Consider the following 25,858-nt stretch of genomic DNA (forward strand, 5'->3'; position numbering starts at 1 on the left):
TATCCATCCGTCTTAGTACGGATGGATTTTCTTTTTCTATCTATAACCCGATTCACGACAACTCTCTATCAATCATAGAGAAAGAAATAGAGCCTTCTCTATCGCTCACGGCCAACCTGAAAACGGTTTTTCACGAATCGGACTTCTTAAGCCACCCCTACAAACGGGTGAATATCATGATGGCCGGCAAGCGTTTTACAATTGTACCATTGGAGTTGTTTGAAGAGGAACAGGCAGAACTTTTATTCTATCACAATCATCAGAAACGAGAGAATGAAACGGTATTCTACAATATTCTACAGAAAAATAATGTAGCTGTCATTTTTGGTATAGACAAAAGTGCATACACTTTTCTAAAAGAACAGTATCCCGAAGCCCATTTCTATTCCCAGTCCACTCCGCTCATTGACTATTTTTCGGTCAAAAGCAGATTAGGGAACAGCAAAAAGATGTACGTTTCCATACGTCAGAAGGGCATCGACATCTTTTGTTTCGAACGGGGACATCTCCTTCTTGCCAATTCCTTTGAATGTACGCACACAGAAGATCGTATCTACTATCTGCTGTATGCCTGGAAACAACTGGAGTTTAATCAGGAACGGGATGAACTGCACCTCACCGGAACACTCCCGGACAAAGAAGTTCTAATGAACGAACTGAAAAAGTTTATCTTGCAGGTATTCATTATGAATCCTGCTACTAATATTGACATGCAAGTCTTATTAATATGCGAGTAATCAGCGGTATATACAAACGAAGAAGATTTGACGTGCCACGAACGTTTAAAGCACGCCCTACAACAGATTTCGCCAAAGAGAATCTGTTTAACGTACTCAATAACTATATTGATTTTGAGGAAGGAGTAACAGCACTTGATTTGTTTGCCGGAACCGGAAGCATAAGTATCGAACTCATTTCCAGGGGATGCGACCGCGTTATCTGTATTGAGAAAGAGCCTGCACATCACTCATTCATCGTCAAAATCATGAAAGAGGTGCAGACAGACAAATGCCTGCCGATACGGGGTGATGTATTCAAATTTATCAAGAGCAGTAGCGAGCAGTTTGACTTTATCTTTGCCGATCCGCCTTACGCTTTAAAAGAACTGGAGACAATACCCGAACTTATTTTCCAAAACAATCTTCTCAAAGAAGGGGGATTATTTGTTCTGGAACACGGAAAAGATAATAACTTCGAGGAAAATCCACATTTCATCGAAAGAAGAATTTATGGAAGTGTAAACTTCTCCTTGTTCCGATAAATCGATTAAACCTATTATAGATATTAGAGAAGCGGAGCCAATAAACGAACAATGGACTCCGCTGCCTTTTGTCTCCACGAACGCCTCACCCAATTCTTCAAGAATATCTGCGTGCTTTCACGCTGGTCTTGAAGGAATATTTCTTTCATTTCGAGTGCAGTGTCCACATCATACATAAAAGCATTCACTTCAAAATTATGCTCAAAGCTACGGAAATCCACATTAGTAGAACCTACCGTAGAAAGCAGATCATCCGAAACCATGAGTTTGGAATGCAAAAAACCTTTCTTATAGAAATAGACTTTCACACCTGCCTGCATCACGTCCGCGAGATAGGAATGAGAGCCAAGATGAGTAACCCGGTTGTCGGCACGTTCCGGTAGCATCAGACGTATATCCACTCCGGACAAGGCCGCAGTCTGCATAGCAGCCAGAATTTGCTCTGTCGGCAAGAAATAGGGTGTCTGCATATAGAAATATTTCTTGGCATTGGTTATCGCCACCGTCAGTCCCTGCATGATTTCCTTCCAGGGACCGATAGGTTCGCTGGTGACAATCTGCACTAAGCAGCTACCACAAGAGTCTATTCTCGGAAAATAGCGGGACGCTGTTATCAGCGTACGGTCCACGAAATACCAGTCGAGCAGGAAGGCGGTTTGCAAGCCATGCACTGCTTTACCTTCCAGCATGATATGTGTATCACGCCAAGTCCCCCAGGAGAAACCACGCATATAGCGCTCAGCTAGATTCATCCCACCCACAAAGCCTACACGTCCGTCAATAACGACAATCTTTCTATGATTCCGATAATTCACCCTACTGGTAAACAAGGGAAAGCGCACTTTCAGGAAACTCCGTACCTCAATACCCGCATTACGCATTTCTTCAAAAAAGCGATTGGGAACGTGCCAGCATCCTACATCATCATAAATCACTCGTACTTCAATCCCCTGAGAAGCTTTCTCAATCAATACATCTCTAACCAGCCGCCCGATAGCATCATCTTCAAAAATATAATACTCCATATGGATATGCTGTTTCGCTTTCTGGAGTTCACGCAATAATGCCTGCAATTTCGTATAGCCTTCGGTATAGACAGATACACGATTTCCCTCAAAAGGAAAAGCCTGGTTGGTATGCTGAAACAGTTGGATAAGACGGGAATATTCATACTGGATTTCCGAGCAATCCTGAGCCAGATATTCAGCCATCGGCTTCTTCAGCAGACGGTCGTAGCTTTTCTGACCGATAATACGTTCGCGGCGCTGGCTCCGGCCAAAGAAAAAGTAAAAGACAAGACCTACGATGGGAAGAAAAAGCAATATCAGTATCCATGCCATAGTTTTAACCGGATTCCGGTTGTCAAGAATGATAATGACAATCGTACCGATGACGGCTCCGAAATAGAGAATATCAAAAGCCACCGTTGCTATCTGGCTGAGTATATAGTTCCAATCAATCATAGGAATCTCTTTTTTAAACGGATACTAAACAACAAATATAAAGTAAATTATCGGATAAACAAAAAAGTCCCGGCTACAACTATCAATCGTTGCGCCGGGACACTTCTTATTTATCTCATAAGACCTTGTCTGCTCTTAAAAACGCATCATCCGGGTTGGACTGCCACCACGCGGACCGCGATGACCACCACCGTCGAAACCACCTTGACGCATATTTCCACGTGCTTCCTTATTCCCGAAGACATTCAGACGATAGGCGAAACGAAGCATACAATAACTGTTGACTCCGTTATATTCCGAAACGGAACGCATATCAGCAGTCAGCGAACGACTGATATTGGATTGTTGTTTCAGAATATCATATACTTCAAAACTGATTGTTGCAGCATTACCTTTCAGGAAGTTCTGGGCAATCTGAGCATTCCAAATTAGTTCATTTTTATTCATGCTGGCATCGCGATAACCACGACGCGAATTATTCGTTATATTGGTAGACAACGTCATATTCCAAGGCAAAGAGATGTTCGTACTTGCTCCATACCCGAAAGTATAAGGTTCCTGATTGGTATCCGGATTCAACTTATTACGTTCAAAATTATAGTTGATTGACCCATTGATAGTAAACTCAAACCAATCATTACGGAACGTTCCATTCAGATTCTCGGCCAAGGTCAACGACGTACTTGTATTTTTATCATTCACTTGAGTATCATCATTATAAAGGAAAGACACATCGTTAGTATAGTTGGCACGTGAGAAAGAATTGATTGTAAAACGCTTGTCTTTCAGAGCCGTATTGAATCCGAACATTCCCATTGCAGTCCAATAACCATTAATATTCTCCGGCTGAGAGATTGTCCCACCCGTCGTCTGGTTATAAATAGTGGCATTGGTAATCTTATTCTGAGTCATATTAAAATTAGCGTGCGCCATCATTCCGCGCTGCTTATCACCATTATATGTATTATAGAACAACCGCATAGAATGAGTGAAAGAAGGTTTCAACCCCGGATTACCCTTGGTAATTCGCAGCGGATTGGAATCATCGGTCACATCCAGCAGATTTTCCATGCTCGGCTGGCCTGCACGTCCCCGATATGTAAAGCGCAACTGGCTCACTTTGGAGAACCGGTAACGGAAATCAACGTTAGGAGCGAAATTGAACACATTTCTCTTTACTACAGTATCTATTTCCGCTTTCTTATAATCCAAACGGGTATTCTGAGGCTGCAAGGACATTCCAAAGTTGAACCTGTACTTTTCACGGATAATATTCAGCCCTGCATTGATATCATGATTATAATACTTATACTGAGCATATTTGCTCAACTTCATATCCTTATTATTCTCATATCCTTCCGGCAAATCATCTCCAAAATTCCAAAACCAGTCCTGATTTTTTTCCGCTTCGGGAATCAAACTGTATGTGCTTCTATCACTCTCACTGTATTTGTACTGGAATTTATAGCGGAACTGCAAGAAAGTAGCTTTGGCAATCGGCTCATTATATGTCAATTCGCCCGTATAATCGTAACTCTTGGTCGGAGATGTGATATACTGCTTGCGTTCATCATCATTCTTTCCTGACGTTTCATCGAAATAACGTGTCAATGACTCGCTAAACTGTTCACTGTCATTATCGCCATAACCGAACGTACCACGGAAAGTTATATTTCTTCCTTGATTATTCAATCTTCTGTTTACCTGCAAGGAAGCATTGGCAGACAAGCTGTTACTCTTAGACAAAGATTCACTGTTACTGGCATTGACACGAATATCTTTTAATGGATCATCCGTACTTCCCCACTGTATCTTATTCAAGAAATCGTTCGGATTGAACACCAAATTAAACGGATCACCATCAAAAGTTCCCGATTCGGAAATAGAATATCCGTCAGACTTCCCATAAGAAACATTCGGGCGGAAAATGATATTAGTCAACGTATCCGGCTTCCATTCCAGACGGAAGTCTGCATTAAAGTTCGTATTCCTATTACGGTTCTTACTATTCGAATTAGAAAAAGAACTTCCATTCGTCAAGAAACGTTCCGAATAGTTTGTAGAGACTGCATCGCGATCGCTATAATTATAACGGGCGCTACCGCCTAATTCAAGTTTATCCGTCTGAGTGGCAAAGTTAGCTCCAATCATCTTGGTAGCAGTCAAACCGTTGCTATTTCGGAAACGCGGTCCGCCGCCACCGGAGAGTCCTTGGTCGTTCACATTATTTGCCGAGCCAATCAAAGAGAACTGGCTGTTATCAACAAAGCGGTTCAGCATCAAGTTGCTTCCATAGCGGTCTTCCGTACCACCGGCAACACTTGCATTACCAAACCAGCCCTGGTTCATTCCTTTCTTCACTTTCAAGTCAAGGACAGTCTCTTCTTCCCCATCATCTATTCCGGTGACGCGGGCCAAGTCTGATTTCTTATCATACGTTTTCAGTTTGTCAATCATGTTGACCGGCAGATTCTTCAACCCGGTTTTCACGTCACCGCCAAAGAATTCTTTACCATCCACCATAATCTTCTTCACTTCCTTACCGTTGATTTTGACATTACCGTCATCATCAATCTCTGCTCCCGGAAGTTTCTTCACCAGCTCTTCGAGCATAGCTCCTTCGGGAGTGCGATAAGCAGCCGAGTTATATTCCAGTGTATCTTCCTTCACCGTCACTTGAGGAGCCTCAGCAGTAATCACCGCTTCTTTCAGCATGACAGCGTCAGGTTCCAACGCGATCGTTCCCAACTTCTTATCGGGTGCATTGGCAGCCAGTTGAACCGGTACGAGTTTAGTACGGAAGCCGATATAGGAAACCTTCAACACATATTTCCCGGCCTTCACTTTGGGGAGAGTAAACCAACCTTGATTGCTACTGGCTATACCAGCAGCATAAGCACTATCGGGCAATGACAACAATTGGACAGTAGCCTGTGCTGCCGGTTCCTTTGAGTCGGATTCCACAACACGTCCCGAAACAGTAATCACCTTATCCTGTGCGAAAATTGAGAAGGTGCATAGTAACATCAGCACCAGCCCTGCAGAAAATCTTTTCATTTACCTAATTTACGATTATATTAGTAGCAATAACAATGCCTTTTTGACAAATCGAATCGTAAAAGGTTTAATTGAAAAGAAAATTATCTTTTAAAGAATCGATCAACAAACGCTTTTTTCAGACCAAATTCCAAACAAAGCACATTAAAAATCAAAAAAGTCAGAAAAGAGGAAGTATCTACATTAATCACATCTCCTTGCATGACACGCCACAGCATTCCCCCGAAGACAAACAGGAATGTCAGAAAGATAGCATTACGAACTGCCGAATTACGGATTTGTTCCGTTTCGCGGCTCTCTTGCTTGCTCAGTGCAAAGATTATCAACAAACATCCTGCCATCATCAGCAACTTTGTACATTCTTTATAAAACAACAAATTGTTATCGGTTACCACTCCCTGCATCACCAGAAAAAAAGGAATGAACAGAGCTACCAACAAGACCACATATCCCAAAGGACGACAATATACAGGTAATAATGCTTTCATGATTGAACGTTTTAACAGGGCAAATGTAAGTATAAAAAAGATATTTTATATACATTTGCAGGGTAAAAAAGCAAAAGAATCATGAGTAAACAAGAAGTTATTCTCTGTGAAAGCTTGGAAACGAGCCTGAGTCGTGCCATTGAACAGTGCCCGCATGACAAATTATTCATCCTCACAGACGAGCATACCCGGCGTCTCTGCCTGCCTTCCCTGAAGGAAACCACCTTGCTGAAAGATGCCACTGAAATCTGCATCGGAGCGGAAGACGTACATAAAACGCTGGAAACGCTTGCTTCTGTCTGGATGACATTGAGTACCCAAGGAGCTACGCGTCACTCTTTACTTATCAACCTCGGCGGGGGAATGGTGACGGATCTGGGCGGTTTTGCCGCAGCTACATTCAAACGTGGCATCTCTTACATCAATATACCGACTACCCTGCTGGCTATGGTGGACGCTTCCGTCGGTGGCAAAACAGGAATCAACTTCAACGGACTGAAAAACGAAATCGGCGCATTTGCTCCGGCAAGCAGCGTGTTGATTGAAACTGAATTCCTGCGCACGCTGGATGCACACAATTTCTTTTCCGGATATGCGGAGATGCTCAAACACGGTTTAATCAGCAACGTCGCGCATTGGGCGGAATTACTGAACTTCAATACAGCCGATATTGATTATGCCGCTCTCAAACAACTGGTTGGCAAGTCGGTACAAGTAAAAGAAGATATTGTGAAGCAAGATCCTTTTGAACATGGCATTCGCAAAGCGTTAAACTTGGGACATACCGTCGGACACGCGTTTGAAAGTATGGCATTGGCAGAAAACCGTCCGGTTTTGCACGGATATGCAGTAGCTTGGGGAATCGTATGCGAATTGTATCTGTCCCACACCAAAGCAGGCTTCCCGAAAGAGAAAATGAGACAGACTATCCAGTTTATTAAAGACAATTACGGTGTGTTTACATTCGACTGCAAGAAATATGAACAGCTTTATGCATACATGACACATGACAAAAAGAATACTTCGGGAACGGTCAACTTCACTCTACTGAAAGACATCGGTGATATTTGCATCAACCAGACAGCCGACAAAAATACCATTTTTGAGATGCTGGACTTTTACCGCGAATGTATGGGGATTTAATCCTCATACATCCGCGGCAAATATGATAAACTGTTTTAGTCTAAACTGCTCATCCGATACTGAGACAGCGACATTCCGGTATGCTTTCTGAAAAAACGTCCGAGCGAGGACTGATTGGCGAAGTTGGTTTTGATTGCTATCTCCTGAATATTCAGGCTTGTATTTTTCAGCAAAGCCTTAATTTCAAGTATGATGTATTCCACAATCCAGTCTTTGGCAGACTTCCCGCTTGTCTCCTTGATAACCATAGTCAGGTACTTGGAAGTAATGCAAAGTTTATCCGCATAAAAAGCCACATCCTTATTTTCTTTGAAATGCTTCATGATAAGCCCGAAGAATTTATTGGCCAATTCTTCTTTGCGCGTATCTTTCCGCACAGTCATCAAAGCAGATTCCTTCTGATAAGCGTTGAACAACTCCAGATAGAGGTATCTCAACAAATGTGTTATCAACTCCCGCCTATACACGTCCTGAGACTTGACTTTTTCTTTTATCATCCCCAAGAAATTGTATATCCGAAGAACATCACGCTCTGTTTGCGGATAGCAAAAATGGCTTCGCATATAGAAGAAGAAATGCGGGGAGAATCGTGGGACTCCACTCAACGCATCACTAAACAAAGAAGAGGATATCACCATCGAAACGGTCGAGAAATCTTCACTAGGCTCACTGAATGAGACAAATTGTCCGGGTAATAATATAATAAGTTCCTCCGGCTGTACCCAATGTACATCTTCGTGTACGGTAAGTTTCGCTCTCCCACTCAAACAATATATAATCAAAGCTGATTGAATATTGGAAGGATAAGAAGTCAGAGGAAGATATTTCAGATTCTGATAAAATTTAAAATCGTCACCCAAGACGTATATCTCTAATGTCTCTCTATTTTTTATGTCTAACATTTAACACCTTTCTATCTAAACTAAGTCTTATTACTACAAATGTATAACTTCCTGAAATACTGCACATCGAAAACGGAAATATAGTATCACACTAAAGAAGTCACACACTCTTTATTTGCATTAATTCATAAACAAACTCACTGATTGATAGTTCATTTCGCAATTTCCCCGTTTAGCTTTATTATATACTGCCTGATATTTTATAGTGTTTTTACGCAAACATTCCAATTAATGCCGCCAAATGAAAAAACATCAGTTCATTTGCTAATTCAAATAAAACAGAATCTTTATTTATTAGCACATATCATGATATACAATACAGCTAAAGTTCCTACAATTGCGCCACTATTTGTGATGCAAACTTATAAAATATTCTCCACTTTACTTTACTTATCATCAGAAAAATATGAGTAAACCGCAGAAGTATATTATAAATTTCATTCGAATTATTTGCTATTTCAAAATAAAGCAGTACTTTTGCATCCGCAATTCGGGATGTAGCTCAGCCCGGTAGAGTACGCGTCTGGGGGGCGTGTGGTCGCAAGTTCGAATCTTGTCATCCCGACGAATTGTCCATCAAGAGGTTAGAGTCAAATCTAACCTCTTTCTTTTTATTCCTCAAGCCAAACTTTATGAATATGGAATAAATAGAACTAGAGCATACTATCAAGAAATATACCTGACAACAATGAAAGAAGACCCGAAACATATCCATATCAGCGAATACAACTATCCATTGCCGGATGAACGCATTGCCAAATTCCCATTGGCTGTCCGCGACCAGTCGAAACTATTGGTGTACCGCCGCGGTGAAGTAAGCGAAGACACTTTCACCTCTTTGCCTGAGTATCTGCCTAAAGGTGCTTTGATGGTATTCAACAATACAAAAGTTATTCAGGCAAGGCTACATTTCCGTAAGGAAACGGGGGCACTGATTGAAGTGTTCTGCCTTGAGCCCATTCAACCCAATGATTATGTACTGAACTTCCAGCAAACGGAACATGCCGCATGGCTTTGCATGATTGGCAACCTGAAGAAATGGAAAGACGGGACCCTGAAACGGGAAATGACAGTAAAAGGATTGCCAATCACGCTGACCGCAACGAGAGGAGAAAGCAGAGGAACCAGCCATTGGGTAGACTTCTCATGGGATAATCCGGAAGTGACTTTCGCCGATATTCTCGAAGTATTCGGGGAGCTTCCTATCCCTCCTTATCTAAATCGGGAGACGGAAGAGAGCGATAAAGAAACATATCAGACGGTTTATTCAAAGATTAAAGGTTCGGTAGCCGCACCTACCGCAGGACTGCATTTCACGCCCCGAGTACTGGATGCGCTGCAAGAGAAAGGTATAGAGCTTGAGGAACTGACCTTGCATGTAGGCGCAGGAACTTTCAAGCCTGTGAAGAGTGAAGAGATTGAAGGTCACGAGATGCATACGGAATATATATCCGTCAACCGGAGCACTATCAAGAAACTTATCGACCATGACGGTTGCGCTGTTGCCGTAGGAACCACTTCGGTACGCACACTCGAAAGCCTGTATCATATCGGAGTCACACTGGCAGATAATCCGGACGCTACGGAAGAGGAACTACACGTCAGACAATGGCAGCCTTATGAAAAGTATGACCAGATTCCCCCGGTAGTTGCGTTGCAAAAGATATTGGGTTACCTCGACAGAAACGGTCTTGAGGCACTTCATACCAGTACACAGATAATTATTGCCCCCGGCTACCAGTATAAAATAGTAAAAGCAATGGTTACTAATTTCCATCAGCCGCAAAGCACTTTATTACTTTTGGTTTCCGCTTTTGTAAAAGGAGACTGGCGCACGATTTATGATTATGCCCTGAACCACGACTTCCGGTTCCTAAGTTACGGAGATTCTTCCTTATTAATGCCGTAAACTAAAAGTAGAAATTACAGCATGGAAAAACCACCCATAGAAATCGAAAACAGAATCTACGAGATTCGAGGAACAAAGGTTATGTTAGATTTCGATTTATCAGAATTATATGGAATAGAAACCAGAGTGTTGAAGCAAGCTGTCAGAAGAAATATCGACAGATTCCCTGAAGATTTTATGTTCAGGTTGACCCAAGAAGAATCTAATCAACTGATTTCCATAGGGGTATCACAAAATGTGATACCTTCCCATTATAATATTGGTTCAACATCTTTATTCGCTTTCACCGAAAATGGCGTAGCTATGTTATCTTCCGTTCTCAAACCAATACAGGAAGAACTATTATTAAAGGATTCAAAAAGTAAACAATAGAAACAATGATGTCAAGCGATAACAACCAAGAAATGTTCCCCATCGTCGATGAGCAGGGAAATATCACCGGAGCCGCCACCCGCGGAGAATGCCACAGCGGCAGCAAATTGCTTCATCCAGTCGTCCATCTGCACGTCTTCAACGCAAAAGGAGACTTGTATCTGCAAAAACGTCCCGAATGGAAAGACATCCAACCCGGGAAATGGGATACAGCCGTAGGCGGACATATCGATTTAGGCGAAAGCGTAGAGATAGCCCTTAAACGGGAAGCCCGTGAAGAACTGGGCATCACGGACTTTACTCCTGAACTTCTGACTAATTATGTTTTCGAGTCCGACCGTGAGAAGGAACTCGTATTTGTTCATAAGACAGTCTACGACGGTGAAATCCACCCCAGCGACGAACTGGACGGCGGACGTTTCTGGACCATCGAAGAAATAAAAGAGAACCTGGGAAAAGGAATTTTCACTCCCAACTTTGAAGGAGAACTGAAGAAAGTATCCCTTATTCCTTCTCTATCCAAGTAATGATTTTCTCCGAGAACGGGCTCTCTTTGGGGGCAACGAACCCAATCCAGTTTCCGTTCTCGTCAATCATAAACTTCTGGAAGTTCCACTGAACCGGTGCATCTTCTTTTCCATTCAATTTCTTCTCCGTCAGCCATTGATAAAGCGGAGCCATCTCCTTGCCTTTGACGGAAATCTTTGCCATCATCGGAAAAGTGACATCATACTTCAATGAACAGAACTTGGCAATCTCCTCATTGCTTCCCGGCTCCTGCCCCATAAAGTTATTGGCGGGAAAGCCGATAATAACGAAGTTCTTATCCTTATACTTCTCGTACAATTCCTGCAACTTGGCATATTGTGGTGTCAAGCCACACTTGGAAGCCACATTCACCACCAGCACTTTCTTTCCTTTCAAGGACGAAAGAGGAAATTCCTTACCGTCAATCGTTTGCACAGTGAAGTCGTAGAAAGACTTATTCTGCGCTTCCAAAGATATTGCACACACCATAGCTACCACCATTAAAATAAATGATTTAATACTCAACACGTATTTAGTTCGTTTCATATTAAACGAACCGGAGTGAAAAAATGTTTGCTTCGATTCACACTATTCATCATAAGTATCGGATACAGGTTCTAAAAGATTAGTTCCCCCGCAGAACATTCAAGCCGCCATTTCGTCACTTCGCCCTGCAATTTTTCCACTTCATCCGTTCCTGATTACGATGAACGCAGATAGTCCGTAGTTTTGTAACATGAAATAATAACACAAAGAGAATCATGTTTACAGCTATTGTACGTTTTTCAATCAAGAAGAAGCTGTTTGTAGGGCTCACTACCCTCTTCCTGCTTATCGGCGGTATCTACGCGATGTTGACATTACCTATCGACGCCGTGCCCGATATCACCAACAACCAGGTACAGATTGTGACCGTGTCGCCCACCCTTGCACCGCAAGAGGTAGAACAGCTCATCACCATGCCTATCGAACTAGCGATGAGCAACATCATGAATGTAGAAGATATCCGTTCCGTCAGCCGCTTCGGGCTATCGGTAGTGACCGTCGTGTTCAAAGAAAGCGTCCCTACCCTCGATGCCCGGCAGCTTATCAACGAACAGATACAAACCGTTGCCGGAGAGATTCCCCCCGAACTCGGAGCACCGGAAATGATGCCTATCACCACCGGACTCGGAGAAATCTACCAGTACATACTGAAAGTAGCTCCCGGTTACGAAGAGAAATACGATGCCATGGAACTACGCACCATTCAGGACTGGATGGTGAAACGCCAGTTGTCCGGCATACCGGGTATCGTAGAAATCAACAGCTTCGGCGGCTACCTGAAACAATATGAAGTCGCCGTCGACCCGGACGCACTCTTCTCACTGAACATCACCATCGGCGAAGTATTCGAAGCCCTCAGCAGCAACAACCAGAACACAGGCGGAAGCTACATTGAAAAAGCAAATAACGCCTATTATATCCGGTCTGAAGGTATGATAACCCGGACGAAGGACATCGAACGCATCGTTGTAGCCAACCGGAACGGTATTCCGGTACATATCAGCGATGTAGGCGTAGTCCGTTTCGGCTCTCCCAAACGTTTCGGCGCCATGACAATGGACGGTGAAGGCGAATGTGTAGGCGGAATCGCGATGATGCTGAAAGGAGCCAACGCCAACGTCGTCACCCAGGAACTGGAAAAAAGAGTAGAGAAGATACAGCACCTGCTGCCCGAAGGAGTCAGCATCGAACCTTATCTGAACCGCTCGGAACTGGTGAACCGAAATATCTCAACCGTTGTCAACAACCTGATTGAAGGTGCAATTATCGTATTCCTCGTACTTATCATCTTCCTCGGCAATGTACGTGCCGGACTGATTGTCGCGTCAGTCATCCCGCTGGCAATGCTCTTTGCCTTTATCATGATGCGCCTTTTCAATGTCACCGCCAACCTGATGAGCCTCGGCGCCATCGACTTCGGTATCGTTGTGGACGGCTCTATCGTCATACTGGAAGGTATCCTTGCCCATATCTACGGCAAGCAGTTCCGGGGACGGACGCTCACCCGTGAAGAGATGGATGCAGAAGTGGAAAAAGGAGCATCCGGCGTAGTCCGCTCGGCCACTTTCGCCGTATTGATTATCCTGATAGTATTCTTCCCCATCCTCACCCTGAACGGAATTGAAGGAAAATACTTCACCCCGATGGCAAAAACACTTGTATTCTGCATCATCGGAGCCTTGATTCTTTCACTCACCTATGTCCCGATGATGGCATCGCTCTTCCTGAAACATACCATCGTGGTGAAACCGACACCTGCCGACCGTTTCTTCGAGAAACTGAACAGCGTATATCAACGTTGCCTGCGTTCCTGCCTGCATCACAAGTGGCGTACCGTCATCGTAGCCTTTGCCGCGCTAATCGGCTCGCTCTTCCTCTTCACCCGGCTGGGTGCCGAATTTATCCCGACCCTGGACGAAGGCGACTTCGCCATGCAAATGACATTACCTGCCGGAAGTTCGTTGTCAGAAAGTATCGAAGTATCCCGTCTGGCAGAAAAGACGCTGATGGACAAATTCCCGGAAATCAAGCACGTAGTTGCCAAAATCGGAACGGCGGAAGTCCCCACCGACCCGATGGCAGTAGAAGACGCCGACGTGATGATTATCATGAAACCTTTCAAAGAATGGACCAGCGCAGGAAACCGTGCGGAAATGGTGGATAAGATGAAAGAAGCACTCGAACCACTGTCCGAGCGTGCCGAATTCAACTTCTCGCAACCGATACAGCTCCGTTTTAATGAACTGATGACAGGCGCCAAAGCCGATATTGCCGTCAAACTGTACGGAGAAGACACCCACGAACTCTACGAGAAAGCAAAAGAAGCCGCCGCCTATGTAGAAAAAGTGCCGGGAGCGTCAGACGTCATCGTAGAGCAGACAATGGGATTGCCCCAGCTTGTGGTAAAATACAACCGCAGCAAGATAGCCCGCTACGGCATCAACATAGAAGAGCTCAACACGATTATCCGAACCGCCTATGCCGGAGAATCCAGCGGCGTAGTGTTTGAAAACGAACGAAGGTTCGACCTCGTCGTCCGTCTCGACCAGGAGAAAGTGGCGGATTTGAATCTCGACAAATTGTTTGTGCGCACTTCCGAAGGAATCCAGATTCCGGTCGGAGAAGTAGCGAGCATAGACCTCGTCAGCGGGCCTCTCCAAATCAACCGCGACGCTACAAAACGCCGTATCGTCATCGGTGTCAATGTGCGCGACGCGGATATACAGCAAGTGGTGGCGGACATACAAAAGACACTGGACAGGAACGTCAAACTGAAACCGGGATATTACTTCGAATACGGCGGTCAGTTCGAGAACTTGCAGAACGCCATTCACACGCTGCTCATTGTCATTCCGGTAGCATTGATGCTCATCCTGTTGATTCTGTTCTTTGCTTTCAAGAATATCACCTATACACTGATGGTATTCTCCACCGTTCCGCTGTCGCTTATCGGCGGTATCGTCGCCCTTTGGCTGCGCGGACTTCCGTTCAGCATATCGGCGGGTGTAGGCTTCATCGCATTATTTGGCGTGGCAGTACTGAACGGTATCCTCATGGTGAATCACTTCAACGAACTTCGTAAACAAAACACTTACCCCATGAGTACAAACCGAATCATCGCCAAGGGAACTCCGCATCTGCTTCGTCCCGTATTCCTGACAGGCTTGGTGGCATCATTGGGATTTGTCCCGATGGCCATCGCCACTTCCGCCGGCTCCGAAGTGCAACGCCCGCTGGCAACTGTCGTTATCGGCGGATTGATTATCTCCACTGTATTGACATTGCTTATCATCCCGGTGTTCTACAAGATTGTAAACTCCTTCGCAACCTGGAAACGTCCGGGAGTCAAGTTTCACCTGCCGTTCTTCGTCCTTCTTCCGCTATTCCTATTGATTCCTTCTTTCGTTTCCGCGCAACAGGCATCGACCGTCACTTTGGAACAGGCTATCGAGATGGCGAAACAGAATCACCCCCGTCTGAAAATGGCAACCAACGCCATCCAACAAGCCAAGGCTACCCGTGGAGAGATTGTAGAAGCTACCCCTACCTCATTCAGTTATTCCTGGGGGCAACTCAACGGAGAGAACAAGAAAGACAAGGAACTGGCTTTCGAGCAAAGCCTGGGTTCTCTGCTCACTCCGTTCTACAAGAATGCATTAGTCAACCGCCAAGTGAAAACAACCACATTCTATCGCCAGATGGTAGAGAAGGAAGTCACGGCAGAAGTGAAACGGGCATGGGCGTACTACCAATATGCCGCCAACCTCTGTGCAATGTACCGCGACCAGGATAAGATGGCGGAAAAGTTACAGCATATCGGTGAACTGCGTTATCAACAGGGGGAAATCACCCTGCTCGAAAAGAATATGATGACAACTGTCGCCGCCGAACTGCACAACCGTTGGTTCCAGGCACAGGAAGAAGAGAAAATGGCTTTGGCACGCTTCCGTTGGAGTTGTTATTCAGACCAGCCGCTTGTTCCGGCAGATTCTACCTTATCGCTGTTTTATACCAGCCTTTCAGACGGGACGCTGTCGGGAGCACACACTGCTTACTTTCAAAGTCAGGCGGACGAAGCGAAAGCCATGCTTCATGTAGAGCGGAGCCATTTCTTTCCGGAAATCAGCGTGGGATATACCCGCCAGGATATTCTTCCGTTGAAGAATCTGAATGCGTGGATGGTGGGTGTCTCCTTCCCTATCTACTTCCTGCCTCAAAAGAGCAAGGTAAAGCAAGCACGGTTATCCGCTACCTCAGCACAGATTCAGGCAGACGCGAACATTCGCGAATTGAGAAACAAGGTATTTGAGTTGGAAGCCTCACTCCGCAGATACAACGAGAGCTTGCGCTACTACACTTCTTCCGCCTTGAAAGAAGCGGACGAGTTGACCAAGGCTGCCAATCTCCAGTTGCAACAGAGCGAAACGGGTATAGCGGAATACATACAGTCCATAACAACCTCCCGGGATATTCGCCGCGGCTATATCGAGACTGTCTACCAATATAACATTGCCGCATTAGAGTATGAACTATTTAGATAAATTGAGAATTGAGAGTTTTGATAATACATTCTATTATAAAATACAGAAGATGAAGAAGATATTTTACCCTGTCCTTTTACTTGCTTTGACAGCTTGTAAGGGCAATCAACAGACTACGGATAACGAAACCGGTATGGTTTCCGCAACTGAAGTTGCGACAGACACCGTAGCGAAACAACCCGAAGTGGATGCCATCACTTCCGCGACTTCAAAACCGAATCAGGTTTCATTCAACGGGCGCATTGTTCTCCCGCCCCAACGACAAGCAACCATAGCCTTAACGATGGGTGGAGTGGTCAAGAACACCTCTCTGTTGCCCGGACAACATATAGCTAAAAACGCAGTTATCGCCACCTTGGAAAATCCGGAATTCATTACCCTGCAACAGACTTATCTGGACAGTCATGCACAGGCGGAATATCTTCTAGCGGAATACGAGCGTCAAAAAGCACTTTCCGCCGAACAAGCGGCTTCGCAAAAGAAGTTCCAACAAAGCAAAGCGGATTATCTCTCCATGAAAAGCCGCCAGGATGCCGCTGCCGCGCAACTCTCACTTCTGGGCGTCACCCCGGAAACATTGCTAAAGAACGGTATCCAGCCATTGCTGGAAGTGAAAGCCCCCATCAGCGGCTATGCAGCCAATGTGGCAATGAATATAGGCAAATATATCAATCCGGGCGAAGCTCTTTGTGAGATTATTGATAAAAGCTCCCCGATACTCTGCCTGACTACTTACGAAAAAGACCTTGCAGACATCCAAACAGGCAGTCTCGTACAATTCCGCGTCAACGGGATGGGAACGCAGACATTCAACGGCACAGTGGTCTCCATCGGACAAAAAGTAGATGAAACCAACCGTTCGCTCGAAGTATATTCCTCTATCAAAGAGACAAACGCACAATTCCGACCGGGCATGTATGTCACAGCACATATTCAGAAAAACGATTAACCACTAAAAAATTCCCTTATCTTTGCAGTATGATAGTAAAGGCAATAAAAAAAGACAAATATGTGCTCTCCACAGTCATCATTTCGGTGGCTGTGGCGGTGCTAATCCATTTCCCGGAATCCGTATCCCTTTTCGACCGTTTCGAGAGTCATTCGTTATTTCCCGGAATGAAGTTTATGGATGTGGCTAATGAGATACTCTTTACTTTTCTGTCTTTGCTCCTGCTCTTCGCCGTCAATACACGGCTGTTCCATTTCAACCAGTCGTCTATCAAGATTACGGGAACAAAGATTCTGCTCTCTTTCGTCCTGACGTGGATATTGAGCAACCTGCTGGGGCAGGTCTTTGTCTTCCTGCACAAGACATTTGACATTCCGGCTATCGACGCGATGGTACACCATTATCTGCATCCGTTGAGGGATTTCATCATGGCGTGTCTTGTCACCAGCAGTTGTTATATCATCCATCTGATATACCGCCAACAACAGGTGCTTATTGAGAACGAGCAACTCCAAGCGGAAAATATCCGCAACCAATACGAGGTCTTGAAAAACCAGCTCAACCCGCATATGCTATTCAATTCGTTAAACACGTTGCGTTCATTGGTACGTGAGAATCAGGACAAAGCCCAGGATTATATCCAGGAGCTTTCCCGGGTACTGAGATATACCCTGCAAGGCAACGAGTCGCAGAGTGTCAGCCTTCGAGAAGAAATGGAATTCGCTTCCGCTTATATCTTCCTGTTAAAGATGCGTTTTGAGAACAACCTGCAGTTCGACATACAGATAGACCAGGCATACGAAGATTTCCGGCTTCCGCCGATGGCTGTGCAGGTATTGATTGAGAATGCCGTAAAACACAATGAAATCAGTAACCGGAAACCGCTGGCTATCCATATCACCACAGACGGGAATGGCTACTTATCCGTCAGCAACGACATTCAGCCCAAATGGACCGCTACCCCCGGAACGGGTATCGGACTGGTTAATCTTGCCAAGAGATACCACCTTTTATTCAAGCAAGAGATACAAATCACAGAGGATAAAGAATTTACCGTTTCTATTCCCCTGATTGATGAAGCACAACAATAACAGTGATATATAAACAAAACACCATGAAGACTGTCATTATAGAAGACGAAAAGGCAGCGGTACGCAACCTTTCCTCATTGCTCAACGAAGTAAAACCGGACGCAGAAATAGTTGCCATATTGGATAGTATCGGTTCCACTATCGAATGGTTCGGCTCTCATCCGATGCCGGACTTGGTATTCATGGATATTCATCTGGCGGACGGCTCGGCTTTCGAGATATTCAATCATGTTAGTATCACTTGCCCGATTATCTTCACCACCGCCTATGACGAATATGCTCTGCGGGCTTTCAAAGTGAACAGTATCGACTATTTGCTGAAACCTATCGGCAAGGAAGACATCGAGCGTGCCCTCGCCAAATTGGGAAACTTGCAGCACACCGCCGCCCCCGACGACTGCGAACCGCGCCACAACCCACACCAGGCAGAAGAGCTGCTACAACTTTTCCATTCGCTCAAAAAGCAGGAGAACTATAAGACGCACTTCCTTATCCCAATGAAAGGAGACAAGCTCTTGCCTGTCTCCATAGATATGATACAATTATTTTATATCAAAGATTGCCAGGTTAAAGCTGTTTTAACCGATGGCACAGAATACAACTTTACCCAAACACTGGACGAACTGACCGACTGTCTCAATCCTCACCTTTTCTTCCGTGCCAATCGCCAATACCTGGTTTCGCGGGAAGCTATCAAAGACATTGATTTATGGTTCAACAGCCGGCTATCCATCAATGTGCGCTATTCAGGAATCAAGGAAAAGATTCTGGTCAGCAAGGCACGGGTGGCGGAGTTCAAGGAGTGGTTCTCTAAGAAACAATAACATGCTTGCGGACAAGAAATGACTTTCAATAACCAGGCTGATTCTTCATCGCTTTCCCAATTCACTACTTTCCGGAGCCTCTATCAGAAGTCGGACTTATTCTCTTTCTGAAGCAGTTCTATCTTATACTCCAACCGCCCGATGCGGCGGTTCAGCTCCATTATCGTCTCATCCTTCCGTTCGAGCAGTTCGAGCAGTTGCTTGTTATAAAGATGCTCTCCTTCATTGGACGAAACAATCTCCGGAGAAACGGGCGGCGCGTCAATGTCATTCAAATTGAAATTTTGACGGACATTTTTCAGCCAGTCCGGCAGCGCTTCCAAGTCGGAAGCGGTCAATAAATTATTCAGCATCATATCGGTGGGAAGACGGAATAGCTTGCACAACTTCACCAATACTTTAAAATCCGGCGCTGTCACCTCTTTTTCATAATTAGAGATTGTATTAGCCTTCACACCCAGCTTTTCTGCCAACCCAGACTGGGTTATCCCTATCAATTTCCTGATAAATATCAGGTTTCTTGAGAAATATATCAAATCTTCCGACATAATCTTTTGTTTTATCAATACTAATCTCTACTTTTACCGCCGAAATGAAGAAACAGAGTCTCCCATTTATCAAGTAATTGGGGACAAATATAATAAATTAATAGATATTATACCCAAATGGAACAGAAAAGTAACCAACATCAGCGCACTCCCCTCATTCCACCTAGAGGATGGAAGCAAAAAGTAGCCCTACTTGCAGGAGTTTCAGAGAAAACAGTGTACAATACGCTAAGCGGACGCATCCTCGGTCCCAAATCGCGGCAAGTCATCGAGGCATACCGCAGAATCATGGTTCAGGACGACGAAGAAGAACCTAAATCAAGATACTGACATGGAAACTAGAAGATACATTAACGTACGTACCTGGAGCGAGACATGGTTTGAAGACCTCTCTGCTACCGACAAACTGGTTTGGATTTATCTGAACACCAATTCTTCTACCAATATGCTGGGGGCTTACAACACATCCATACGCAGACTGGCTTACGAATGCCACATCAGCGAACCGGCAGTCCGGCGGAGTATCAAGAAGCTTGAAGTTATCAAGAAAGTAATATACCATGAAGGGTATGTCATCATTATCGACTGGATGGCACAACAATCCATGAACCCCAGCATGAAAATTGCCGCGCGGAAAGAATATGACAAGCTACCGGAACAAATACGGCTGTTATTATCCGAACAAACCCACAGAGATATAGAAAAGACAAGACAGCTACCGGAACAGGATGCTTCCCGTCTTCCCGCTCCAAACGGTGTCCCGCAGGGGGAAAAGGAAGAGGAAGAAGAATACTACGAACAGGAACACGAAGAAGAACACCGAATATCAGAAGAGAAACACGGAATGGCGGAAGAGAAACATCGAATGCCGGAAGAGGAACAGAAAACCGGAAATCCGGAAGAGGAATCTACCGTCATCCCCACACGAAAGGCTTTTCTTAAAGCTGTCCAAAATAAGGAATGGCTCAAGACGCTTTGCCAAAACCATCACCTGAAACAACCGGAACTGGAGAAATGGCTCGAACATTTCTGCCGGAAGTTGCAGAACGAGGGGGAATCACGAAAATCGGTACGGGACTTCCGCCGGCATTTCGCTTCCTGGCTAGATATTCAACTCAACTCTTCCAATCACTCTAAAGACCACTATCATGACAACTATCACGCAAACAACGAAACAGCAACCGCAACAAACGGACATTTCACAACAGACATCAATCCCCTTCTTCAATCCGAAGCCGAGCAACGGTTCGAGCAGCTCCGAGCTACAGGCACTTTACCAACGCTTCCCGACACCGAATGATTTCTTTCATGCTTATCCGCCCTCACTTCAGCAACGCATCCTCATAGCAGGATATACTCCCGCCACTCTCGCGGACAGAAAGGATATTCCTTCGCTGACTCTGATTGGCAATCTCTACGGCGGTTCCACCCCCGTGGAATGGTTGAAAGGGCAACTCTACAGTCTGAATGTTCTCGCCGAAACCCGTTGGCAGATGTCGCGCGAGCAACTGAATGAAACGGTATCGCTCATTCTCTGTGCCTATCCGTGGCTGAGCGCCGCTGACATTTGTCTTTTCATCGCCCGCATGAAAATAGGTACATACGGCCCGTTCTACGGCAGCATCACTCCACTGAAAATTATGGAGTTCCTTCGCCAGTATACCAAGGAATGTCGCAAGTGCAAAACGACCGCCACGCCTTCCGACACTATTCCCGTCCCCGAGCCGGGGGAACGGAAGCCCGTGACGTATGAGGTGTATCAGGAAACAGTCCGAAAGGCTAATGCCGGCGATCCGGATGCTATCCGGGAATTGGAACGTCCACCGGGAAAATAACAGAGACACTCCTCATTTGGTGACTATTTTTACTCGGTGCCGAGGGGTGTCTTCCCCGGTGCCGAAGGGTGCCTTCCCCGGTGCCGGACGGTATCTGCCCCGGTGGCGGATGCTAACTATCCCGATAACGGACTTTTCCGGTCTGCCCACTTCCTTTTTCAAGTTCAAACCTCACTAATTTGATTTATCATGTCTTATACATTGCGTTTCCAAATCAAGCCCTTACTCGCAGAATATCTGTATGGACGATATGCTGACTCCATAGAAAACGGTAGCTTGCATCTCCCTGCGGGTTGCTACCTGCAATTCACCCTTCAAGAATCACTTTCCCGCCGACCTGCCAACGCCCCGCTCCGCGAAACAGGAAATCTCTGCCTGCGACTGACTGCCCCACATCGGGGAAAAAATCCGGCAAGTTACAATTATCTGACACAAGACGCCATCCGGCTTTTCGAGCAACGAACACTGAATCAACTTCAACTTGAACTTTTCGACCGGATGATGAAAGACAGAAGATTGTCGGGAGTGCCCTACATCGAAACTGTCCGATGTTTCATCGAAAGGTATAACATCGTCAGTATCAGCGAAGACGGATTGATGAAAGCCTTCTGGAGATGGAAAAGAAATATGAAAAGCAAGACACTTGGTTGAGAATATAGGCACATATACATCTTTTTTTGTAAGATTCGAATCACAGTCTACCGAAAAGCAGTACCTTTGCCGCCATTAAACCAACAAGTAGGATGGAAAAGAAAAGATATATCACACGAATAGAAGCATCCAAAATATTCAACGTACACCCTCAAACCATCACAAACTGGATGGAAAGAGGAGTATTAGTCGGTAAAAACACAGGACACAACATTCTCGTAGATTACCTATCGATTGAAAAGCTAATCTCTTCATTTGGTGACATCACAGAAGTCGAAAAGAATATTGAAACATACAAAACGGAATGCCGCGAACTGGAAAAAGAATATAAGCAATTATCCCAAAACCTTAAGAGCCGGAACTGGATATACAGCAACGTCATCAGAAACGCGAAAATACTTGCCAATTTATTTGAGAATGCATTCTGCAAATTGTCAAGAAGCAGAGAGGAAAGAACAATCGATATTGTGAGAATGTTCCTTAAAGGTCATACATTTGAGGAGATTGGCGACAAATACAGCCTGCAAAGAGTACGAATTGGACAAATTATCCGCAAAGGAGTCTACCAATTACGGTACGCAGATACATACAAGGATTTAATTGAGCAAAACAAACATCTGATGGACATAAACATCAAACTTAGTACGGAAAACACAAAACTTACCAAAAAGCTTCAAGCTATCGACCAAAGAGATAAGTATATCACAGAAGTCCTAAACCACAAGATTGAGAGTTACCCTCTATCCAACAAAACCTTAAACTGTTTACAATATGCCCAAATTCGGACGTTAGGAGAACTGGCACAGCATAACAGGCGGGAAATCAGCAGCCTAAGAAGCATCGGCACAAAATCCATGAAAGAACTCGATGATTTACTGGCATCCAACCATCTTCAATGGGGAACACCCTATGAGTTCAGCGATATGAAAGAGTAATAATTCCCCGCTCTTTCACTTCCTTCTGTCCGTATTCTTACCCTTTCAGGAAAGATTGACGATAGAAGTGTTTTCCAAACAATCATATTCCATTCATAGACAATCACTTAGATATTTATTCATAGACATCAAGACTGTCCTTGTCCCCCTACTGCCGGATTCCTATCTTTGTATCGTTAACATTAGCGAAGTAATAAGAATTTAGAAACTAAAACAAAGAAAGGAAACCGATTATGGCAATCTTATTCAAAAAAATCACAAGACCTGTCGACCTGACAGACAGGGATTCGGCTAAAAAGACTTATCCGCAAATCACGTACCAGTACAGCAATCCGAGTACTTTGGACGAAATCGCCCAGGAGATAGGCCGGACTTCCGGTGTAAGCGAAGGTGAAGCCTTCAGTGTATTAAAGGATTTCAGGACATTATTGAAGCAGAAGTTAATTGACGGACGGATAGTCAATATCAGCGGCCTGGGATACTTCTATCTTGCCGCCCAAAGTAAAGGGACAGATGCGGCAGAGGATTTTACCGCTGCCGACATCACAGGCTTGCGTATCTGCTTCCGTGCCAACAAAGATATTCGTCTGAACACGGGAACCACCACACGTACCGACGGATTGAGTCTGAAAGATGTGGACCGCGTAAATAAGACCAACGGTTCGGGGGGAACAGACAACCCGGACGATAACAACCCCGGTGGCAATCCGGATAATGGCGGAGAAACACCGGATCCAGACCCAGCTGCATAACATTCCTGCATAAAACGTAAAAGTGCCCCAGACTAACTAGCCGCAAAGCAAGTAAAGTACTCAACGGGCACTTTTATTGTATCTCCCCTTATGGAAACAGCGAATATTATTACCCTTATCAGTGCTTTAGGCGGACTGGAAGCTATAAAATGGCTCATTCACTTCCTGACGCACCGCAAAACGGATGCACGCCGCGAGGAAGCGTCTCTGGATGACCTGACAGCCGAAAACCACCGAAAACAGGTGGACTGGCTGGAAGAACGACTCTCCCAACGGGATACGACTATCGACTCTCTCCAAAATGAACTGCGGAAAGAACAAGCCGACAAACTGGAATGGATAAACCATTGCCACGAAACGGAATTAGCTCTCAAGGAACTGGAAATCAAGCAGTGTGTTATCCACGGATGCACGCACCGTACTCCGGCTTCCGACTACTAAATCTTTTATATTCATTATTACCACCTCTCAAATAAACATGAAACGAATCATGAGAACAATCGACTCAATCATTATCCACTGTTCCGCCACACCTTGCGGACAAGATTTCACCGCGGCAGATATAGACCGATGGCACCGCCAACGGAGTTTCAACGGTATCGGCTATCATTTTGTTATCCGCCTAGATGGAACTATCGAGAACGGACGAGCTATCGAAAAACCGGGCGCACATTGTATCGGCTGGAACAACCGAAGCATCGGCATCTGCTATATCGGCGGACTGGACGCTTGCGGGCATCCTACCGATACGCGTACTCCGAAACAAAAAGAAGCCATGAAAACGCTTATCAGCCGGCTGCAACATGAATATTTCGGCATACGGACCATCCTCGGACATCGTGACACTTCACCCGACCTGAATGGTGACGGACGTATAGAACCGAATGAATTTATCAAAGCCTGCCCGTGCTTTGATGTCAGAACCTGGTTGCGGGGTGTATCGCTGACCGGACTATGTCTTGGACTCTGCTTATATACGGCTTCTTGTAGTAGCTACAAGAGTTCAACCTTGTCAACGGAAAAGGCTGATGTTTCCATCATTTCTCAAACTACGCAAGAAACACGGCAGAAAAAGGATGCACACTTATCACAGAAGCAAGCGTCGGACTCTTCTGCCCTTCATCAAAGTTCCATTGAGGAATATATGGAACAAACGACTATTATACATCGGAAAAGACAGAATGCGTCTACCGCAGAGAAGAATTACAATGAACAAAAAACTGACACCCTAATGATGAATGCCGGAAAGAGTAAGGAAAAGACAGATATGACTTATCAAATCGTCCGGCAACAAAAACAGAGTGAAAAGCAGAAGAGAACTGGATATGCCACGTTATGGCTTATCGGTGGCGGATGCGCAGGCGCTTTACTGCTTTTCAGACAAGTCCGGCAGATAAGAAAAAAATAAGCCAAGTCAGTGCTAAAGTGAGCAAAAAAGAACTACCTTTGTTATAACATACACAACCAACAAGTATAATGGGAAGATTTATCAATCCCTTTACCGACTATGGCTTTAAGTTTTTATTCGGCAGAGAGGTAGAAAAGGAGCTGTTAATCGACTTCTTGAATGATTTGCTCGTAGGCGAGCACGTAATCACCGACATACAGTTCCTCAACAACGAACAACTGCCGGAAGTAAAAACAGAACGGGGAATCATCTACGACATCTACTGCGTAACCGACACCGGCGAGCGTATTATCGTAGAAATGCAGAACAGGGAACAGCCTTATTTTAAAGACCGTGCACTGTTCTATCTCTCAAGAGCTATCACGCAACAAGCCAAAAAGGGAATCTGGGATTTCCAATTGGATGCTGTATATGGAGTGTTCTTCATGAATTTTGTGATGAACAAGGACATACCCGCAAAGATAAGAACAGATGTCGTCTTAGCTGACCGGGATACTGGAAAAGTCTTCAACGGAAAGTTCAGACAGATTTTTATCGAACTGCCTAACTTTAACAAAGAAGAGGATGAATGTAGTACTGACTTTGAACGTTGGATTTATATATTAAAGCATATGGATACACTTGACCGAATGCCTTTCAAGGCTCGTAAAGCCGT

General features: G+C 44.9%; 24 protein-coding genes, 1 tRNA gene and 1 pseudogene. 20 read left to right on the top strand and 6 right to left on the bottom strand.

The features are described from left to right. Both RDN93_RS16880 and RDN93_RS16885 read left to right on the top strand, forming a co-directional pair. Positions 1 to 737, top strand: a 737-nt coding sequence (locus RDN93_RS16880) for a DUF3822 family protein (RefSeq protein WP_308746594.1), incomplete at its 5' end; no start/stop codon positions are given. Next, the gene (locus RDN93_RS16885; protein ID WP_308746595.1) at positions 728 to 1,261 is read left to right on the top strand and encodes an RsmD family RNA methyltransferase; all 534 of its coding nucleotides are present in this window, start codon (positions 728 to 730) and stop codon (positions 1,259 to 1,261) included. The genes RDN93_RS16880 and RDN93_RS16885, both read left to right, overlap by 10 nt. 23 nt (positions 1,262 to 1,284) lie before the next feature. On the opposite strand, the gene cls is transcribed toward RDN93_RS16885, so the two are convergent. The 3 genes from cls to RDN93_RS16900 form a co-directional block, all read right to left on the bottom strand. Further along, a complete protein-coding gene (cls, locus tag RDN93_RS16890) occupies positions 1,285 to 2,724 on the bottom strand; it encodes a cardiolipin synthase (RefSeq protein WP_308746596.1) in 1,440 nt (479 codons plus the stop codon). 135 nt (positions 2,725 to 2,859) lie between these two features. Continuing rightward, entirely contained in the window at positions 2,860 to 5,781 is a 2,922-nt protein-coding gene (locus RDN93_RS16895; protein ID WP_308746597.1) for a TonB-dependent receptor, read from the bottom strand. 83 nt (positions 5,782 to 5,864) lie between these two features. Beyond that, on the bottom strand, positions 5,865 to 6,269 hold the full coding sequence (locus RDN93_RS16900) for a hypothetical protein (protein WP_308746598.1): 405 nt from the start codon (positions 6,267 to 6,269) through the stop codon (positions 5,865 to 5,867). A gap of 81 nt (positions 6,270 to 6,350) precedes the next feature. On the opposite strand from RDN93_RS16900, the gene aroB reads away from it, so the two are divergent. Continuing rightward, on the top strand, positions 6,351 to 7,412 hold the full coding sequence (aroB, locus tag RDN93_RS16905; RefSeq protein WP_308746599.1) for a 3-dehydroquinate synthase: 1,062 nt from the start codon (positions 6,351 to 6,353) through the stop codon (positions 7,410 to 7,412). Between the two features lie 35 nt (positions 7,413 to 7,447). Here aroB and RDN93_RS16910 read toward each other — a convergent pair whose 3' ends face one another. Continuing rightward, positions 7,448 to 8,314: a helix-turn-helix domain-containing protein gene (locus RDN93_RS16910; RefSeq protein ID WP_308746600.1), complete on the bottom strand. Its 867-nt coding sequence runs from the start codon at positions 8,312 to 8,314 to the stop codon at positions 7,448 to 7,450. Positions 8,315 to 8,805: 491 nt separating this feature from the next. On the opposite strand from RDN93_RS16910, the gene RDN93_RS16915 reads away from it, so the two are divergent. From RDN93_RS16915 to RDN93_RS16930, 4 genes and pseudogenes are all read left to right on the top strand, one after another. Continuing rightward, positions 8,806 to 8,879, top strand: a tRNA-Pro gene (locus RDN93_RS16915). Positions 8,880 to 9,002: 123 nt separating this feature from the next. Next, positions 9,003 to 10,223 carry an S-adenosylmethionine:tRNA ribosyltransferase-isomerase gene (locus tag RDN93_RS16920; RefSeq protein WP_308746601.1) on the top strand — a complete coding sequence of 407 codons (1,221 nt, stop codon included), beginning with the start codon at positions 9,003 to 9,005 and terminating at the stop codon, positions 10,221 to 10,223. A gap of 21 nt (positions 10,224 to 10,244) precedes the next feature. Then, a pseudogene (locus RDN93_RS16925) lies at positions 10,245 to 10,547 on the top strand (ORF6N domain-containing protein); the annotation flags it as partial. Between the two features lie 56 nt (positions 10,548 to 10,603). Continuing rightward, a complete protein-coding gene (locus RDN93_RS16930) occupies positions 10,604 to 11,122 on the top strand; it encodes an NUDIX domain-containing protein (protein ID WP_308746615.1) in 519 nt (172 codons plus the stop codon). Here RDN93_RS16930 and RDN93_RS16935 read toward each other — a convergent pair. After that, positions 11,100 to 11,642, bottom strand: a complete 543-nt coding sequence (locus tag RDN93_RS16935; RefSeq protein WP_308746616.1) for a glutathione peroxidase — start codon at positions 11,640 to 11,642, stop codon at positions 11,100 to 11,102. The two genes, RDN93_RS16930 and RDN93_RS16935, sit on opposite strands and share 23 nt — an antisense overlap. Positions 11,643 to 11,884: 242 nt before the next feature. Between RDN93_RS16935 and RDN93_RS16940 the strand changes: the two genes are divergently transcribed. Genes RDN93_RS16940 through RDN93_RS16955 form a run of 4 tightly spaced genes read left to right on the top strand, consistent with a single transcriptional unit; the run spans position 11,885 to position 19,074 of the window. Next, positions 11,885 to 16,210 (top strand): CusA/CzcA family heavy metal efflux RND transporter, encoded by a 4,326-nt coding sequence (locus RDN93_RS16940; protein WP_308746602.1) that lies wholly within the window; start codon positions 11,885 to 11,887, stop codon positions 16,208 to 16,210. A gap of 49 nt (positions 16,211 to 16,259) precedes the next feature. After that, a complete protein-coding gene (locus tag RDN93_RS16945) occupies positions 16,260 to 17,159 on the top strand; it encodes an efflux RND transporter periplasmic adaptor subunit (protein ID WP_308746603.1) in 900 nt (299 codons plus the stop codon). A gap of 29 nt (positions 17,160 to 17,188) precedes the next feature. Beyond that, positions 17,189 to 18,250 carry a histidine kinase gene (locus tag RDN93_RS16950; protein ID WP_308746604.1) on the top strand — a complete coding sequence of 354 codons (1,062 nt, stop codon included), beginning with the start codon at positions 17,189 to 17,191 and terminating at the stop codon, positions 18,248 to 18,250. 23 nt (positions 18,251 to 18,273) lie between these two features. Continuing rightward, on the top strand, positions 18,274 to 19,074 hold the full coding sequence (locus RDN93_RS16955) for a LytTR family DNA-binding domain-containing protein (RefSeq protein ID WP_308746605.1): 801 nt from the start codon (positions 18,274 to 18,276) through the stop codon (positions 19,072 to 19,074). An 83-nt stretch (positions 19,075 to 19,157) separates the two neighbouring features. Here RDN93_RS16955 and RDN93_RS16960 read toward each other — a convergent pair whose 3' ends face one another. Further along, positions 19,158 to 19,622, bottom strand: a complete 465-nt coding sequence (locus RDN93_RS16960; protein ID WP_308746606.1) for a helix-turn-helix transcriptional regulator — start codon at positions 19,620 to 19,622, stop codon at positions 19,158 to 19,160. A 117-nt stretch (positions 19,623 to 19,739) separates the two neighbouring features. Between RDN93_RS16960 and RDN93_RS16965 the strand changes: the two genes are divergently transcribed. The 9 genes from RDN93_RS16965 to RDN93_RS17005 form a co-directional block, all read left to right on the top strand. Next, a complete protein-coding gene (locus tag RDN93_RS16965; RefSeq protein WP_308746607.1) occupies positions 19,740 to 19,952 on the top strand; it encodes a hypothetical protein in 213 nt (70 codons plus the stop codon). 1 nt (position 19,953) lies between these two features. Continuing rightward, on the top strand, positions 19,954 to 20,922 hold the full coding sequence (locus RDN93_RS16970; RefSeq protein WP_308746608.1) for a hypothetical protein: 969 nt from the start codon (positions 19,954 to 19,956) through the stop codon (positions 20,920 to 20,922). A 193-nt stretch (positions 20,923 to 21,115) separates the two neighbouring features. Beyond that, the gene (locus tag RDN93_RS16975) at positions 21,116 to 21,457 is read left to right on the top strand and encodes a DUF6633 family protein (RefSeq protein WP_308746617.1); all 342 of its coding nucleotides are present in this window, start codon (positions 21,116 to 21,118) and stop codon (positions 21,455 to 21,457) included. Between the two features lie 189 nt (positions 21,458 to 21,646). Next, positions 21,647 to 22,108 carry a hypothetical protein gene (locus RDN93_RS16980; RefSeq protein WP_308746609.1) on the top strand — a complete coding sequence of 154 codons (462 nt, stop codon included), beginning with the start codon at positions 21,647 to 21,649 and terminating at the stop codon, positions 22,106 to 22,108. Positions 22,109 to 22,200: 92 nt separating this feature from the next. After that, the gene (locus tag RDN93_RS16985) at positions 22,201 to 23,043 is read left to right on the top strand and encodes a DNA-directed RNA polymerase subunit alpha C-terminal domain-containing protein (RefSeq protein ID WP_308746610.1); all 843 of its coding nucleotides are present in this window, start codon (positions 22,201 to 22,203) and stop codon (positions 23,041 to 23,043) included. Between the two features lie 233 nt (positions 23,044 to 23,276). Further along, a complete protein-coding gene (locus RDN93_RS16990) occupies positions 23,277 to 23,795 on the top strand; it encodes an HU family DNA-binding protein (protein WP_308746611.1) in 519 nt (172 codons plus the stop codon). 90 nt (positions 23,796 to 23,885) lie between these two features. Further along, complete coding sequence (locus tag RDN93_RS16995) at positions 23,886 to 24,236, top strand: hypothetical protein (protein WP_308746612.1); 351 nt, start codon at positions 23,886 to 23,888, stop codon at positions 24,234 to 24,236. Between the two features lie 49 nt (positions 24,237 to 24,285). Continuing rightward, entirely contained in the window at positions 24,286 to 25,203 is a 918-nt protein-coding gene (locus tag RDN93_RS17000) for an N-acetylmuramoyl-L-alanine amidase (protein ID WP_308746613.1), read from the top strand. 68 nt (positions 25,204 to 25,271) lie between these two features. Next, a partial coding sequence (locus RDN93_RS17005; RefSeq protein ID WP_308746614.1) for an Rpn family recombination-promoting nuclease/putative transposase occupies positions 25,272 to 25,858 on the top strand: 587 nt, incomplete at its 3' end.

Origin of the sequence: uncultured Bacteroides sp. (genome assembly GCF_902491285.1) — a bacterium.
GTDB lineage: Bacteria > Bacteroidota > Bacteroidia > Bacteroidales > Bacteroidaceae > Bacteroides.